The organism is Myxococcus sp. AB056 (assembly GCF_006547365.1).
In the GTDB taxonomy this organism is placed as follows: domain Bacteria; phylum Myxococcota; class Myxococcia; order Myxococcales; family Myxococcaceae; genus Myxococcus; species Myxococcus virescens.
On record NZ_VHLB01000022.1, the window covers coordinates 60,329 to 75,539 of the forward strand.

Consider the following 15,211-nt stretch of genomic DNA (forward strand, 5'->3'; position numbering starts at 1 on the left):
GCCCACGGCGCTCACCGCGAGGGCTCCACCGCGAGCCCCCGGAAGCGCACCGTGGGCTGCCCGAAGGACACCGGAAGCGGGCCGTGGTCCAGCTTCCGGCAGCCGCGCGTGGCGAAGAGGTTCTTCGTGTCCTCGCCCACCGCGTCGATGGCGGCCAGCGCCTCCAGCCCGTTGCCCCGGAGGATGCCGGGGCCCACGCGGCGCCCAGGCCGTCCGTTTCGAATCTCCCGCGCCTCCACGATGTAGAAGCTGAAGTCGCCCGACAGCAGGTCCATCTGCCGGGGCGTGAGGTGCTGCACCAGCAGCCCGTGCGGAATGTCCGCCATCAGCGCCTCCAGGTGGCCTTGGTGCGCGTCCACGCGCGTGTGGGCCATGCGAGGCAGGGGCGGGTGCCGGTAGCTGACGCGCCGCCCGTGTCCGTTGGGCACGCGGCCCAGCGCGGCGGCGCTGCGAGCATCCAGCAGAGGCGCGTCCACCCGGCCCTCGCGGATGAGTGTCACAGGGAGCGCGGCATGGCCTTCATCGTCCCAGGCGAAGCCGAGCGCGCCGTGGCCATCCGTCGGGTCGTCCGAGACACTGAGGTGCGCACCGGCCACCTGCTGCCCCAGTCGCCGCGCCAGGTATGAGCCGCCGCGCGCGACGACGTCTCCCTCCAGGGGATGTCCGCACACCTCGTGGAAGAAGCAGCCGGAGGCGGCGCCCGGTGGAAAGACGATGGGCAGCACGTCGCGGGGGCAGGGCACCATGGGGGTCGTGTCCCGCAGCTCCCGCGCCATGCGCTCCACGAGCGCTTCCAACGAGGCCAGCGCGGTGCGTGCCCCGGTGACGTCCGGCCAGGCGGCGCAGCGCCACAGCTCAGCCATGCCCGCGCCGGTGTCGTGGAAGGCCTTCACTTCGAGCAGGGCATGGCGCTGGTGGTCTTCTCGCTGGTGCGCGTCGCTGGCGGACAGCGTGCGCCGCTCCACTTCGCGCAGCAGCACGTCCAGGTGCTGGGCGCCCGCGGCCCGCGCTGTCGCCTCCAGTTGGCGGGCGAGCGACACCATGGCCTCCGTGTCGCTCGCGAGCCGGGGCTCGGCGTCGAGCAGGGGGCGGGCCTGGTGTGCCAGCGCCTCCGGCATGAGGCCGTGCTTCCATCGGGCGCCGGCCACCTGGGCCCACTGCCAGGTCATGCTGTCCGGGGTGAGCTGTCCCATGGACCAGCCCTGGTCGAGCACGGGGGGGATGACGCGGAGCCCGGAACGCTGATGGAGGACCTCGGTGACTTCGCGCCGCTCCACGAACCAATCCAAGCGAGTGTCCTCCGGCCGGGCACCACGCGGGCTGGCCGTGGCGGCGGTGACGCCCACCGTGAAACGGCGGGCACAGGTTCAGGAGCATACGCCAGACGGCGAGGCGGACCCATGCACGCGCCTGGATTGCGTGCACGCACGGACGGACGGTTGAACCACCGATACGGATTTCGCGCGACGACGTGGAGCGTCCCCACGGGAGGACGGAGACCGGTATCCTCGCGCGCAGTCCCAGCGTGTGTCGGCGGAGGCAGTGGATGCGGGGCGGTTCCGGTTCCGAGGAGGACAGTGGGGTGGCGGCATGCGCGGGCCTTCAGCCTCGCGAATGGCTGACGTCCGCTGGCGAAGCGCTGGAGGCCTTCACGCGGCACCACGCACCCTCGCAGGCCGAGCTGTTCCTCGCCGCGGAGCGCAGGCTGTCGTTCGAATACGACGCAGGGACGGGGCGCTCCATCGTCAACCAGGGGGAGACCCTGGATGCCATGGCGCGCGTGAGCTGGGACGCGCGACAGGGCCTGCTGACCGCGCCAGTGGGTGAGGCAGGCGCGCTGCCGCTGCTCCTGGAGCGCACCGCGCGACACGCCACTTCAGGACGTGCGAGTCCACTGCCAGCGCTGCCAGCTCAGAGCGATTCCCCGAGTGTCCCGAGTCCTCCTCCGCTCCAGCCAGAGCGAGCGGCGCGCCGGATGAAACACTTCATCGAGACCGCCGTGCCCCCTGGCAGCGTCGTGCAGGCCGCGCTGCTCACCCAGGTGTCCACGTGGCGCGCCCTGGTGCGCGCATGTGGCGCGCGCCGTGCTCGCACGGAATGGCGCGAGGAACTGTTCGTGCGCTGTGAGACGCCGCGCGGCGCCGTGGTGGATGCGGTGGCGTTTCCCGAAACGGTGGCGGACGACACGGTCATCATTCCGCTGCGCCATCGACTCGCGGAGGCTGTAGAGGCCCTCACGGGCCCCGCGGAGTCGCTGGACCGCGACCTCCCCCTGGTGCTGCGGCCTGCGGTGGCCGCGCCTCTCGCGGCGGGGCTCATCTGGTTGCTACGGGGCGACGTGGCCGCGGCCACGCCCGCGCTGGCCCGGGCCGTGGGGCGCAAGGTGTTCCCCTCGGTCCTGAGCGTGGTGGACGACCCGAACGACCCCACGGGCACGCGGCGCGTACCCATGGATGACGAAGGACTCTCCACAGACACGCTGTCGCTGGTCGACGCGGGCGTGCTGCGAGGCTTTCTTCACGCCTCCGACACCGCATCGCGGCTCGGTGCGCCGCTCAACGGGCGCGGCTTCCGCACCAGCATGTCACCACCCACGCCCGAAGCCGTGAATCCCTTCCTCGTGCCCGGTGCGACCGCCGTGCTCCCCGCGCACTACACGGAACTCGTCGCGCGCGTGGAGACCTTCACCACCATGCCGCGTCCCGGCACCGTCACGTTGGTGGCGGGCGGCTGGGAGGTACGCGACGGCCGTCGTGTGCGCCGCATCGCTCCGGTGGAACTGGAGCTCCCCGTGTTGGAGACCTTCCGCGCGCTGCGCGGCGTGGGGACGGACCTGACCTTCTTCCCCACCGCCGAGGGCTGTGGCACGCCGACGCTCGTCTTCCCGCCCCTGCTGTCGGGTGCCCAGGGAGGGCAGGCGGCCAGGTGATGTCCACGTCCCTGGGGACGGCGCGGGGCCAGCCAGGCGACGCGAGCCCGCCTGCCCTGCGAGCAGGACGCGCGCTGGCTCTGAATCCGGTGCATGCTGCGCGCACGACGCTGGGCTGCCGGTACGAGGCCCCCAGGCCCAGGGAGGCGGCGTCACGGGAGGACACGGATGTCGGGTCAGTCGCTGGCGGCGAAGATGCTGGAAGGGGCGAGGGAGTGGGCGAAGCGATTGCCGAATGCGCTCTCCAACGACATGGCGGTGGACGTGAGCCGCAGGCGGGTGCGCCTGTCGCATGCGCGCGTGGAGACCGTGGTGAGCCAGCTGCTGGCCCGGCTGAAGAACTTCGAGCTGCGGGAGTGGTCCTCGCGGGAGAACGTCTATGACATCCGCTTCTCCGTGCACGGCTGGAAGCTGCGCGTGGAGACGGCACTGGAGCGCGTGGAGCTGGCCTCCGGGCGCTACCGGCTGTGGTTGAAGACGCCGGGCGTGGTGGAGCTGGAGGAGTCCCGCACGGCTTCGTCGCTGATGATGGGCGTGCTTCGCGCGGGGGCGGGCCGGGCCGCGATGCGGGTGTTGGCGGAGCGGCTGCTGCCTCCCGGCATTCGTTGGGACGGTCAGGTGTTACAGGTGGAAGGGCCGTTGCCCGAAGAGGGCGTGCTGCCCGCCCGGCTGTTCGACTCGGCCTCCCTGGCCATGACCGCGGAGCATCAGTCCGAGGGCCTGTGGCTGGCCGCCGAGGCCTGGCCCGGGCTCATGGACCTGCTCCAGGTGGTGTTTGGCACGGAACTTCCGCGCACGCCCCCCGGCGCCTAGGGGGGCCAGGCCAGGAAGCCAGCGCCTGCCTGCTCCTCGTTCCGGGAGGGCGGGAGGCCAGTGGTGTCCAGGAATGTGCCCTCCAGGGCGCTCCCCAGGGGCCGCGGGCGCCCCCACATTGAAGGAACGTCCGGCGATGAAGGGGCGCCAGACGATTTTCGGGGCGTGGTGCCACGAGTCAAGGGGCTGGAATTCTTCGGTTCTACGCCACGTTTCCTTCACGCGGCGAACAGCCGGTGGAGATTCGGGGCCTTCCACATTCGACATTGGCCCCTCGACAGGCTAGAGGCTGCCTGTCTCGCTCTATGGGACGGGCTGCGGTCTCGCGCCGCACGCAGAAAGAAGAAGAAACATGGCAACTGGCACCGTGAAATGGTTCAACGACGCGAAGGGCTTTGGCTTTATCGCCCAGGACGACGGTGGGGCCGACGTGTTCTGCCACCACACCGCCATCCAGACGGATGGCTTCCGTACCCTGGCCGAAGGCCAGAAGGTGGAGTTCGAGACCCGGAAGGGCCCCAAGGGCCTCCAGGCCGAGAACGTCCGCGTCGTCGGCTGAGAGCTCAGGCTCAGCACCATCAGCCCGGTCTCCTCACTGCGAGGCCGGGCTTTTGTTTTCAGCGAGGGAGGCTCAATGCAAGGCAGATCCACGAAGCGCCAGAAAGAGCAGGCGCGCAAGCAGCACCAGCAGGAGAAGAACGCGAAGCGCGAGGAGCGCAAGAAGGTCAAGTCCGAGCGCGGGCCGCGTCAGCCGGGTGAGGTCGACCCCGATATCGCGGACATCATCCCCGGTCCCCAGCCGCCGCTGGAGATTTGAGCCCAGTATCGTGCCGCCTGGGCTTGCCACGCAGTCCGTGGTGCCCAGGGCAACCTTCCGGGACGGCGCCTCCGCCCCCGGAAGGACGCAGTAGCCACTTCCCCTCACGTCAACGCAGCCAGCGCTCCTGGGCGGCCTTCACGGTCCGGCGGCGCGCAGCACCTCGGCGCGGGTGATGTGGTCCAGGCGGAAGTGGCGGCGCTCCCCGGTGGTGAGGTCCTCCCCGTCGACGCGTGTCTCGTGCCGGTTCATGATGACGGACATCACCCGTATGTCGCGGACCGTCTCCAGGAAGTTGCTGTCGACGTAGGTGATGCGCAACGGCTGCTGCTCGAACCACGCCCGCTCCAATGCTTCCCGGACGGGCTTCTTGCTCGGCAGTGAGGGCACGCCAATGAACGCCAGCTCCCTCAGCCGGGTGAGCAGCTCGCGCTGGGCGGAGGTGGAGAGCGCCGCGCGCACCTTGTCCAGCGCCGACTCCAGCGTGCCCGCGAAGGGCATCAGCCGCATGTCGATGGCGAAGCGCCCCAGCGCGACGACGAGCGCCGCTTCGCGCGCGGTGAAGTTCACCGGCGGCAGGCTGTAGCTGCGATCCAACGCGTAGCCACCGCCACGGCCACGCTCGGCGGACACCGGCATCGACGAGGCGCGCAGCGAATCCAGGTCCCGGTAGATGGTTCGCACCGTGACGCCGAACCGCTCGGCGAGCACTTCCGCCGTGACACCGGTACGGCGGCCCCGGAGGTATTCGGCGAGGGCGAAGAGACGCTCGGTGCGCTGCATGGAGAGGAAACCTGACATACCACTGTCACACCCCTCCCTCAAGCTGGCGTGATGTCCCTGGAGCAACGTGCCTTGCATCCCACGCCGCGAGCGGCTTGCATCGCGCGCGTTCACGGCACTTCCGCCCGGAGGGACTCCATGGAGGACGAGTGGCTCTGGGGCTGGGACCCCACGCCGGGCATCGTCTCCGTGTGGGCGGAGCCCGACGGCCGCGCCTTCGTCTGGCGCCGCGTCCCGAAGACGGGGGAGCTGCTTCGCGAGGACGTGCGCTTCCGCCCGTGGCTGCTGCTCGCGTCCCTGGAGGACCTGGCGCACCTGGGGCCTCGGCTGCGTCCGGAGTCGGATGGCCCCGCGCGCTACCGGGTGACGTGGCAGGAGCTCGAAGGGCCCGGGGCGTTGCGCTACCTGGTCCGCGGAGATGACGGCCGCGCGCTCACCAGCGCGGTGCTGGAAGGCGCGTCACGCCGCCTGGGCCAGCCGGTGAGTCACCTGAAGGAGCTGGGCGCGAACACGGTGCTCGCGCTGCCTCCGGAGGAGCAGTACCTCACGATGTCGGGCCGCACGTATTTCCGCGACCTCGCCTTCGATGCGCTGCGCCGCATGCAGTTCGACCTGGAGACCACCGGGTTGGACCCGGCGCACCACCGCGTCTTCCTGGTGGCGCTGCGAGGCCCGGACGGCGCGACGGAGACACTCGAAGCCCAGGGGGATGACGACTCGGCGGAGGCGGACCTGCTCTACCACCTGGCGGAGCGCGTGCGCGCCTGGGACCCCGACGTCATCGAGAACCACAACCTGCACGGCTTCGACCTGCCGTTCCTCGCGCGGCGAGCCAGACACCTGGGCGTGTCCTTGGCGCTGGGCCGCGCGGGGGCACCGGGCTTGCGGCACCGTCCGTCCGCCAGGGGGGCCGCGCTGGGACGGCCCGTGCCCGGCGCGCCTCCGGATGCGATGCGCCGCGCGCGCTACACCGTGCCCGGCCGTGAGTTCATCGACACGCTGGACGCGGTGCTGCGGCATGACTTCTCCACGAGGGATTTGCCGGGCCATGGCCTCAAGGCCGTCGCGAAGCACCTGGGCCTGGCGGGGCCCGAGCGCGAGCACATCCCCGGTGCCCGCGTGTATGACGTCTTCCGCACGGACCCGGCGCGCGTGCGGCGCTATGCGCGTGATGACGTGACGGAGGCGGGCGGCCTCGCGAGGATGCTCGGGGGCGCGGCCTTCGCGCTCGCGCGCATGGCGCCCCGCCGCTACGAGCGACTGGCGGACGCGGGGCCGGCCACCGGCGTGTTGGACCCGCTGCTCGTCCGGGCCTATCTCCGGGAGGGCGCGGCGCTGCCCGCGCACCAGGAGGGGGACGGCACGTCACACAGCGGCGCGGCGCTCCACCTGTTCGCCACGGGCGTGGCCCGGCGCATCGTGAAGGCGGACGTCGCCAGCCTCTATCCCTCCCTGATGCGACAGTACCGGATTGGCCCCAAGCGGGACAGGCTGGGCGTGCTGCTGGCGTTGGTGGACCGCCTGGTGGACCAGCGGCTGGCGGCGAAGGGCAGGGCGCGTGCCGCGGCGCCTGGCTCGCAGGAGCGCTTCACGAACGAGGCGCTGTCGGCGGCGATGAAAATCGTCGTCAACTCCGCCTACGGCTATCTGGGCGCGGTGGGGCTCACGCGCTTCTCGGACGTGCACGCGGCCAACGAGGTGACGCGCCAGGGCCGCGAGGTGCTGGGCCTCCTCTGCCGGGAGCTGGCTCGCCGGGGCGTCACGCTGCTGGAGGCGGACACGGACGGCGTGTACTTCGCCGTCCCGGAGGACTGGCGGGAGGTCGACGAGCGCCGGGTCGTCTCGGAGGTCGCCGCGCTGCTCCCGCCCCGGGTGCAACTGGAGTTCGACGGGCGCTACGCCGCCATGCTGTCGCACGAACCGAAGAACTACGCGCTCCAGCCGTATGACGGACCGCTGGTGCTCCGGGGCGTGGCCTTCCGCTCCAGCCGCGCGGAGCCCTTCGGCGAGGCCTTCCTGCGCCGCGCGCTGCGCTGTCTCCTGGCGGGAGACATCCCGGGCGTGCGTGAGGTGTACGTCGCGACGGTGATGGCCCTGCGCCGCCGGGAGCTGCCCACGCCGGAGGTCTGCGCACACGTCCGCCTGACGAAGACGGGCGCCCAGTACCTCGCCCTCCGGCCCCGCCGGCGCGAGCTCCCCTACGAGGCCATGCTGGCCAGCGGCCGGAAGGAATGGCCTTTGGGTGAGCAGGTCCGCGTCTACCGTGCCGTGGGAGGCCGGGCGGGTCTGCTCCCCATTCCAGAGGCGGATGACCCGGGCACGGCGCGGCCCCTGTCACGCGAGGAGGACCCGCGCGACTACGACGTGGAGTACTACGTGCGGCTCCTGCGCGAGACGTTCGCCGCGCGGCTGGTGCGCGCGCTGACACCGGAGGACTTCCGGACGGTGTTCGACGACCCTGGCCAGCCCTCCCTCTTCGCGCCCTCGCTCGAGGACGCGAAGCCCATCCTCACGGTGCTGACGGAGCCGGCGGCCGCGCTGGAGGGGGCGTAGCCGCGCGCGGGACGGCTCAGGACACCCCGGCGTGCGTCTGGGCGGAGGATTCGGCCGCGGGGACCTGCTGCGGCGCCAGGGCGGTGCGCTGCAGCCAGCCCGCGAGCCCCAGGAGCACCAGGCCCGACGTGCGCAGCGTACGGAGCAGCTCCGCGTTTTGCGCCGCGTCTCCGGGCAGCAGGGGCCCCAGCCACACGCGGGCGTCGTAGAAGAGCCACATGGCGCCGGAGATGCCCATGGCCCACCACACCCAGGCCAGCCGTCCGCCGCGCAGCATGTACGCGACGCCCAGGATGGGGGCCACCAGCAGGATGGTCGTCATGTCGGCCAGCGTCGACGCCAGGCTGATGACGGCGGACATGGTGCTGATGGCGTCCGTGCCCAGGTGGCGGACCTCGGTGGCCAGCACGGGCACGCCCACGGCCAGCGCGGCCACGGCCGTTCCCACCCACAGCGCGTTGGAGCGGACGCTGGACGGCGGCTGGAGTCCGGACTGCCGGTACGTCATCGCCAGCAGGATGAGCGCGTACGTCGTGCTGACGTTCGCGAGCACGACGACGAGCATGCGGACGGGCAGCAGCGGTGACTGGGTGAAGGGCACGTCCGGCACCGCGTGGAGCCAGTAGCTGCGCAGCGCGGTGCTGACCAGCGACAGGAGCGCGCCCGCGGCCAGGCCGCCCCACACCTTGCGCAGGTAGTCGCCCTGGGCGAACGAACGGGCCGCCGCCAGCGTCCCGAGTACGGCCAGCACGCCGCTGCCCCAACCGGCGACGTCATGCACGAGCGAGAGCGAACGCGGCGCGTCCAGCGCGGAGGCCGCCGCGAAGGCGTGCGCCAACTGGAGCACGAGCACCGCGCCGAACCAGGGCACGATGCTTCCGGCCGCGCGGCCCGTCGACTGAGTGCTCATCGCAGCTTCTCCAAGGAGGCGGAAATCTCCGCCAGGATGACCTTCGCGTGCAGGGCGCCGATGAAGGTGTTCAGCATGGGTTTGAGGCCTTCGAGCAACTGCGGGAGGTCTTCTCGCTTGAGCTGCTCGGGGGGCCGCTTGAGCGTCCGAAGGGCGGCGGTCTGGATGGCCATCTTCGCGGTGAACCCGCCGAGGAGCGGTTCCAGGTGTCGCACGAGCGTGTCGTGCCAGCCGGCGGGGGAGGTCTGGGAGGTCGAAGGGAGAATCGCGCCACCTCCTGGTGGAAACCTGGAGCGTAGGCAGATTCCAGCCCGCACACGAGGGGCACACCCTGTCTGGCCATGCGGAATCCCTCTCGTTATGCAGGTTTTTCTTTGAGAACATGGAGCTGAGCCGGCCCCGGCGGGCGGGAGCTGCGGTGCTGACTGTTTTTCCCGGAGGTGACGCGCCGGGGGCGCCCCCTAGAATGCGCCGGCTCGTTCCGCGAGAACCCATGAACGCCCCACATCTTCGTGATGCCCCGCCGCCCTCCGTGACAGCCGTCCCCCGTCCGCATGCCGTTCGAGCACCCGCGCCGCGGAGGTACTGGGACTGGCTCAAGATGGGGCTGGGGGCCCTGGTGGCCCTGTGGGGGGCGAACCTCGTCTTCGTCGGCGCGCTGGGCGTGATGGTGGGCGCTGTGCAAAGCGTCTCTCCGGACGAGGGGAGGACGACCTCGGATGGCGTGGGCATCCTGCTGGTAGCGGCGGTGTTCGTCGCCGTGGGCCGCTTCGCGTGGAAGAAGGGGCTGTCTCCCTTCCGGGCCGCGCGCCGCCGCGAGCAGTTGCTGGGCTTCATCCGAGCGCAGACGCGCATCCGCGTCAGTGACGTGGCCTCGCAGCTCCGGTTCCCGGAGGAGGAGGTCGCGGCGATACTCACCACGCTCATCGCCCGTCACGAGGTGGACCTCGTCTACCTCGCCGACTCGCGCGTTTACCTCCACCGCGAAGCTTTGGAGCGGGGGAAGAATGTCGCCCGGCGTTGTCCTTCGTGTGATGCCCCCGTGAGCGCGGAGGCCGTCCAGCCGGGGGACAAGGTGGTTTGCTCCTACTGCTCCACGCCCTTCCTCGTGACGTAGGACAACAGACCTTCCCTTGCGGTGCGTTCGGGTTGCCGGGACACTGAATCTTTGGCAATCGGAAGGCGCACAGCGCCGTAGTGGCTCCGTCATTCGACGAGATGCCAGGTCATCCAGGGGAGGTCCGATGAGGAAAGTATTCGGAGCGGTAGCACTGGCCGCGTTCACCGGCTGCGCGACCACGCAGGAAGCCCAGAAGCCGGAGACACCGCCCGCCGTCGAAACGGCGAAGGTGGAAGCCCCCGCGGAACAGCCGAAGCTTCAGGTTCCCGTGGACTACTACAAGCTCGACAACGGCTTGAAGGTGGTCCTCTCGCGCGACAGCTCGGCGCCCAAGGCCGTCGTCGCCGTGTATTACAACATCGGCTTCCGCATCGAGCCGAAGGACCGCACCGGGTTCGCGCACCTGTTCGAGCACATGATGTTCCAGGGCTCGACGAACCTCGGGAAGATGGAGTTCATCCGCCTCATCCAGAAGAACGGCGGCGTGCTCAACGGCTCCACCCGCTTCGACTTCACCAACTACTTTGAAGTCATCCCCTCCAACGCGCTGGAGCCCATCCTCTGGGCCGAGGCCGACCGCATGCGCGGGCTCGACGTGACGGAGGAGAACCTGAAGAACCAGCAGGGCGTGGTGACGAACGAGGTGAAGGTCAACGTCCTCAACCAGCCTTATGGCGGCTTCCCGTGGCTGGACATGCCGCAGGTGGCGAACACCAACTGGTACAACGCCCATAACTTCTACGGCGACTTGAAGGACCTGGAGGCCGCCTCGCTGGAGGACGTGCGCGCCTTCTTCAAGACGTACTACGCGCCCAGCAACGCGGCGCTGGTCATCGTCGGTGACTTCGAGCCGGACCAGGTGAAGGGCTGGATTCAAAAGTACTTCGGGCCGCTGCCCACCGTGGCGCAGCCGTCGAAGCCGGACATCTCCGAGCCTCGCCAGACGAAGGAGAAGCGCCACGACAAGCAGGACAAGCTGGCGCAGCGTCCGGCGCTCGCGGTGGGCTACCACATGCCCGACGTGGGGACGCCCGAGTACTTCGCCATGGCGCTGGTCGACGAGGTCCTCCTGCGCGGCAACGACAGCGCGCTCTACCAGCAGCTCGTGCAGAAGAAGGGCCTGACGGGCGAGGTCTCCGGCGGGGTGAACCAGCTGGGCAACCACTGGAACTACAACGGCCCCATGCAGTGGACCGCGTACCTGTTCCATGACGCGGACACGACCACGGAAACCATCCTCGCGGAGTTCGACGGCGTGGTGGCGCAGCTGCAGAATCAGCCCATCGACGCGGCGACGCTGGAGCGGGCGCGGGTGAAGGCGCGCTCGCGGCTGTATGGCCAGCTGGAGGGCCTCTTCGGCTTCGGCCGCGCGGACCTGCTGGCGTCCTTCGCGCTCTTCTTCGACGACCCGGCGCGCATCAACCGGCTGGAGTCGGAGCTGATGAAGGTGACGCCGGAGCTCATCCAGAAGACGGCGAAGGAGTATCTGCGCCGTGAGAACCGCACCGTGCTGACGGTGACGCCCGCCGCGGCGACCGCCACCCAGACGCAGGCCCCCTGAGGACACGCACCCATGACCACGCACTCAATTCGCACCCGCCTTGTCGCGCCCGCGCTGATGGTGCTCGGGATGCTGTCCGCGCCTGCCTTCGCGGCCGCTCCCGCCCCGGCGTCCACCAGGGAAGCGCCTCCGGCCGCCGCCGCGCCCAAGCCCTTCAAGGTTCCCGTCCGCACGCAGTTCAAGCTCGACAACGGGCTGGAAGTCTCGCTGCTGCCCTATGGCGACATGCCGAAGGTCGCCATCCAGTTGGCCATCGACACCGGCAACATCCACGAGAAGGCCACGGAGACGTGGCTGGCGGACCTGACCGGCAAGCTGCTGTCGGAGGGCACCACGACCCGTTCCGCGGAGCAGATTGCCCAGGCGGCCGCGCAACTGGGTGGTTCGCTCAACATCGGCACGACGATGGACCAGACCTATGTTGGTCTGGAGGTACTCTCCGAGTCGGCGCCGGACGCCGTGGCCCTCATCGCGGACGTCATCCAGAACCCGGCCTTCCCGCCGGCGGAGGTCGAGCGCGTCAAGGGCGACCTCGTGCGGGAGATGGCCATCTACAAGAGCCGGCCGGGCACGCTCGCCGACGAGCGGCTGCTCCAGTCGCTCTACGGTGACCACCCGTATGGCCGCTACTTCCCGCCGGAGGCCCAGCTCAAGGGTTACACGCCGGAGGCCGTCCGCGCGCACTACGACGCCAACATCGGCGCGGCCCGGGCGCGGCTGTACGTCGTCGGCCGGTTCGAGCCGGCGCCGGTGGAGAAGGCCATCCGGGACGCGTTCACCGGCTGGAAGGCCGGCGCGGCACGGCTCAAGAACGTGCCCAAGCAGAAGGTGGCGAAGGCGGTCCAGTTCATCGACCGCCCCGGCTCGGTGCAGTCCACGGTGCGCGTGGCGGTGAAGGGCCTGCCGCCCTCCAGCCCGGACTACGTCAAGCAGACGGTGATGAACACGCTGCTCGGTGGCTACTTCAGCTCGCGCATCACCGCGAACATCCGCGAGGCGAAGGGCTACACGTATTCGCCCTACAGCGAGGTGTCCACGCACCTGGAGGACGCCTACTGGGTGCAGAACGCGGACGTGACGACGGCGGTCACCGGCGAGTCGTTGAAGGAGATCCTCAAGGAGGTGGCCACCCTGCGCAAGACGCCGCCGCCCGCGGACGAGCTGCGCGCTGTCCAGAGCTACCTGGCGGGCTCCTTCCTGCTCCAGAACGCGTCGCGCAACGGCATCATCTACCAGCTCCGCTTCGTGGACCTGCACGGCCTGCCGGATTCGTACTCGCAGAACTACGTGCAGGCGGTGATGGCCGTCACGCCGGAGCAGGTGCAGCAGCTGGCCGCGAAGATGCTGACACGTGAGGCGATGACCTTCATCGTCGTGGGCGACCAGAAGGTGGTGGCGCCGCAGCTGAAGGTCGTGTCCCCCGCGCTGAAGTAAGTCCCGGGAGGGCGGAGGCCACACCTGGGCCTCCGCCCTTCATGCATTCCTGGTCACGGAGCTGCGTCCCCTGCGAGCGCCCGGGCCGCCAACCCTGTCTGGAGCATTGAGCGTCCAGGTCCACCGTGCCTTGATACGCGGCCATGGCCCTGCTCAATGACTTGCTCAAGAAAGGCTCGCTCCACACGCCCTGCGGCACGGCGGCGCGGCGGGCTGCGCTCAAGGCGAAGCTGACGAACTCCGGCGCCACGGAGGTGGTGTCCAAAGACCTGAAGCTCTCCGAGGGCGATGACCGCGTCCTGGAAGCGTCACGCGTCGTGGTGAAGGGGAACCTCGTCCTGGAGGACCAGTCCCGGCTGCTCGTCGCGGGCGACCTGCTGGTGGAGGGCAGCATCATCCACGAGGGCTTCGACTACGCGCTGCTCTTCACGGGCGGCGCGCTCTCCGCGAAGAACCTGCTCTTTCACGGTGAACTGGTGTCGCTGGGCCCCATCACCGTGCAGCAGGTGGCGTGGACCTACTACAACGACTACTCGACCTACGCGGATTCTCTGAAGGCGAGAATCGTCGTGGCGGCTGACCGCTTCGACGCGGTGGATGACGTGCAGGCGGACCACCACTTCAATGGACACCCCAGTGACATTCGTGAGGCGCTGGCGAAGCAGCTGAGCGCGGACGTGGTGGACGCTGACGGCGACTGGTCCTACGAAGAAATCGCGAAGCACCTTCTTCGCGGGCGAGCCCTGCTTCGCTGAAGGGGCTTGGCGGGGCACACGGATTCGCTAGCGTGCGCGCATCATGGCCCATGCGTCGAATGAGAATGCGGTGGCGGAAGCAGTGAAGCGGCTCAAGTCCCTGGCGGAGGAGATCGAGGACATGAGCATCGAGTTCTCCACGCCCGTGACTGCCGACGAGGTGGCGCAGCTGGAGAAGAAGTTCAAACTGAAGCTGCCTCCCAGCTACGTGCACTTCATCAGCACCTACGGCACCTTCAAGGTGCTGCATGGTGGGCGGGAGCTCATCGGCATGGAGGAGCCGGGCTTCCTGCGCGCGGCGGCGCCGGACCCGTCGGACGCGGTCAACGGTGACGACCCGGAGGTGGAGGAGGCCATCAACCAGGCCCTGTTCTTCCAGCGCGCGGATGACGACGCGGTGGACAACTTCTGGTGCTTCAACCCGCGCGACGTCACGCCGGAAGGCGAGCTGGGCGTCGTCGGCTACTACCACGACGAGGCCTTCGACCTTTCCCCGCGCCTGGGAACGGAGGACGCCGAGCACTTCCGGGACTTCTCGGCGCACATCGTCAGGGTCATCGACGCGCTCATCGAGAACTTCGCGGAAGCGTAAGGCACGGCGGAAGCCCGTGCTGCTGCACGGGCTTCGTCGAGGCTTCGTGACTCAGAGGCAGTTGCCCAGACCGTCGTAGAGGGTGGTCTGGGTGCGCGGCAGCGTGGCGTAGAGCGGAGACGTGCCCGCGAGCGCCGTCAGGAACTCCTGAATCGTGGTGCGCGGGGCGACAGGCGCCTGGCAGGCCCAGGTCCGCGCATCCACCGTCACCGCGCCCGTCGCCGGGTCGACGTCCTCGTTGCTGGCGGCGAAGACCCAGACGCACTGGCCCATCCGGCCCGTCAGGGCATTCACGGAGCAGCGGAAGCGCAGCGACTCGATGTTGCTGTATTCGCCCTCGCAGAACGTGTCGCCGCAGATGTCATCGAAGTTCTGCTTCAGCGAGGCCCGGAGTTGGTACCACGCCTCGATGTCCGCCTCCGATGTCAGGTAGGAGGAGACGTCCACATACTGGCTGGTGACCGTGTCCCCGGATGCCAGGGCAGACATCGGCGCAAGAAAAGACAGACTCAGGGCGGCAATGGAAAGCGGGGAGGAGAGGGTCATGCGGCCTATTTAGTCCGTCCTCCACGTTTGCGAATCCACCCCCCATGGGCTGACACGGAGTTTTGACTGCACTCCGATAGGAATTCTCCATTCCTGGCACCCCGGCCGAGGCCCAGGCTTTGTGGGCCTGGGCCTCGGCCGGGGGAGGGCCGCCTCAGTCCTTCTTCAGCTGGAGGAGCTCCCAGCCGCCGTCCGGATGGAGATTCATCGGGTTCGCGGTGCCGACGTCGAGCGCCTTCTTGCCGCTCACCCGCGTGCGAACGCCGTCATTCATGTCGTTGCCCAAGCCCCTCAGCGATTCCGCCACCGCGCTCTTTCTGCCCCCATGTGCTGCCCTGGCGCTCGCGATGCCCGCTGTAGACAGTCTCGCCTCCATCGTGGGCAGCCATGAGCAATCG

15 protein-coding genes are annotated in these 15,211 nt (G+C 69.5%); 10 read left to right on the forward strand and 5 right to left on the reverse strand.

Annotated elements, in window-relative coordinates:
• Positions 1-11: 11 nt before the first annotated feature.
• Positions 12-1,289 (reverse strand): TldD/PmbA family protein, encoded by a 1,278-nt coding sequence (locus FMP39_RS12660; protein WP_228557941.1) that lies wholly within the window; start codon positions 1,287-1,289, stop codon positions 12-14.
• A gap of 257 nt (positions 1,290-1,546) precedes the next feature.
• On the opposite strand from FMP39_RS12660, the gene FMP39_RS12665 reads away from it, so the two are divergent.
• The 4 genes from FMP39_RS12665 to FMP39_RS12680 all read left to right on the forward strand — a co-directional run bounded on the left by FMP39_RS12665 (position 1,547) and on the right by FMP39_RS12680 (position 4,559).
• Positions 1,547-2,929 (forward strand): metallopeptidase TldD-related protein, encoded by a 1,383-nt coding sequence (locus tag FMP39_RS12665; RefSeq protein ID WP_228557942.1) that lies wholly within the window; start codon positions 1,547-1,549, stop codon positions 2,927-2,929.
• Between the two features lie 168 nt (positions 2,930-3,097).
• Complete coding sequence (locus FMP39_RS12670; protein WP_090484184.1) at positions 3,098-3,742, forward strand: hypothetical protein; 645 nt, start codon at positions 3,098-3,100, stop codon at positions 3,740-3,742.
• A gap of 352 nt (positions 3,743-4,094) precedes the next feature.
• Positions 4,095-4,301: a cold-shock protein gene (locus FMP39_RS12675; RefSeq protein WP_011551728.1), complete on the forward strand. Its 207-nt coding sequence runs from the start codon at positions 4,095-4,097 to the stop codon at positions 4,299-4,301.
• 75 nt (positions 4,302-4,376) lie between these two features.
• Positions 4,377-4,559: a hypothetical protein gene (locus FMP39_RS12680; protein ID WP_011551729.1), complete on the forward strand. Its 183-nt coding sequence runs from the start codon at positions 4,377-4,379 to the stop codon at positions 4,557-4,559.
• Positions 4,560-4,697: 138 nt separating this feature from the next.
• On the opposite strand, the gene FMP39_RS12685 is transcribed toward FMP39_RS12680, so the two are convergent.
• Positions 4,698-5,342 (reverse strand): YafY family protein, encoded by a 645-nt coding sequence (locus FMP39_RS12685; protein ID WP_141590188.1) that lies wholly within the window; start codon positions 5,340-5,342, stop codon positions 4,698-4,700.
• A 138-nt stretch (positions 5,343-5,480) separates the two neighbouring features.
• Between FMP39_RS12685 and FMP39_RS12690 the strand changes: the two genes are divergently transcribed.
• Positions 5,481-7,895, forward strand: a complete 2,415-nt coding sequence (locus FMP39_RS12690) for a DNA polymerase domain-containing protein (protein WP_141590162.1) — start codon at positions 5,481-5,483, stop codon at positions 7,893-7,895.
• 16 nt (positions 7,896-7,911) lie between these two features.
• Here the strand turns inward: FMP39_RS12690 and FMP39_RS12695 are convergent, their stop codons facing one another.
• On the reverse strand, positions 7,912-8,805 hold the full coding sequence (locus FMP39_RS12695) for a hypothetical protein (protein WP_141590163.1): 894 nt from the start codon (positions 8,803-8,805) through the stop codon (positions 7,912-7,914).
• Positions 8,802-9,020, reverse strand: coding sequence for a hypothetical protein (locus FMP39_RS12700; RefSeq protein ID WP_002639318.1), 219 nt, complete (start codon positions 9,018-9,020; stop codon positions 8,802-8,804). The genes FMP39_RS12695 and FMP39_RS12700 overlap by 4 nt, the downstream gene beginning before the upstream one ends.
• A 278-nt stretch (positions 9,021-9,298) precedes the next feature.
• Here FMP39_RS12700 and FMP39_RS12705 point away from each other — a divergent pair, with 278 nt between their 5' ends.
• The 5 genes from FMP39_RS12705 to FMP39_RS12725 all read left to right on the forward strand — a co-directional run bounded on the left by FMP39_RS12705 (position 9,299) and on the right by FMP39_RS12725 (position 14,267).
• Positions 9,299-9,922: a hypothetical protein gene (locus FMP39_RS12705; protein WP_228557943.1), complete on the forward strand. Its 624-nt coding sequence runs from the start codon at positions 9,299-9,301 to the stop codon at positions 9,920-9,922.
• Between the two features lie 127 nt (positions 9,923-10,049).
• Positions 10,050-11,486, forward strand: a complete 1,437-nt coding sequence (locus tag FMP39_RS12710) for a pitrilysin family protein (protein WP_141590165.1) — start codon at positions 10,050-10,052, stop codon at positions 11,484-11,486.
• A 12-nt stretch (positions 11,487-11,498) separates the two neighbouring features.
• A complete protein-coding gene (locus FMP39_RS12715; protein WP_141590166.1) occupies positions 11,499-12,920 on the forward strand; it encodes a pitrilysin family protein in 1,422 nt (473 codons plus the stop codon).
• Positions 12,921-13,063: 143 nt separating this feature from the next.
• Positions 13,064-13,675, forward strand: coding sequence for a hypothetical protein (locus FMP39_RS12720; protein WP_141590168.1), 612 nt, complete (start codon positions 13,064-13,066; stop codon positions 13,673-13,675).
• A 43-nt stretch (positions 13,676-13,718) separates the two neighbouring features.
• On the forward strand, positions 13,719-14,267 hold the full coding sequence (locus FMP39_RS12725; protein ID WP_141590169.1) for an SMI1/KNR4 family protein: 549 nt from the start codon (positions 13,719-13,721) through the stop codon (positions 14,265-14,267).
• Positions 14,268-14,318: 51 nt separating this feature from the next.
• Here the strand turns inward: FMP39_RS12725 and FMP39_RS12730 are convergent, their stop codons facing one another.
• The gene (locus tag FMP39_RS12730) at positions 14,319-14,813 is read right to left on the reverse strand and encodes a hypothetical protein (RefSeq protein ID WP_141590170.1); all 495 of its coding nucleotides are present in this window, start codon (positions 14,811-14,813) and stop codon (positions 14,319-14,321) included.
• Positions 14,814-15,211 lie beyond the last annotated feature (398 nt).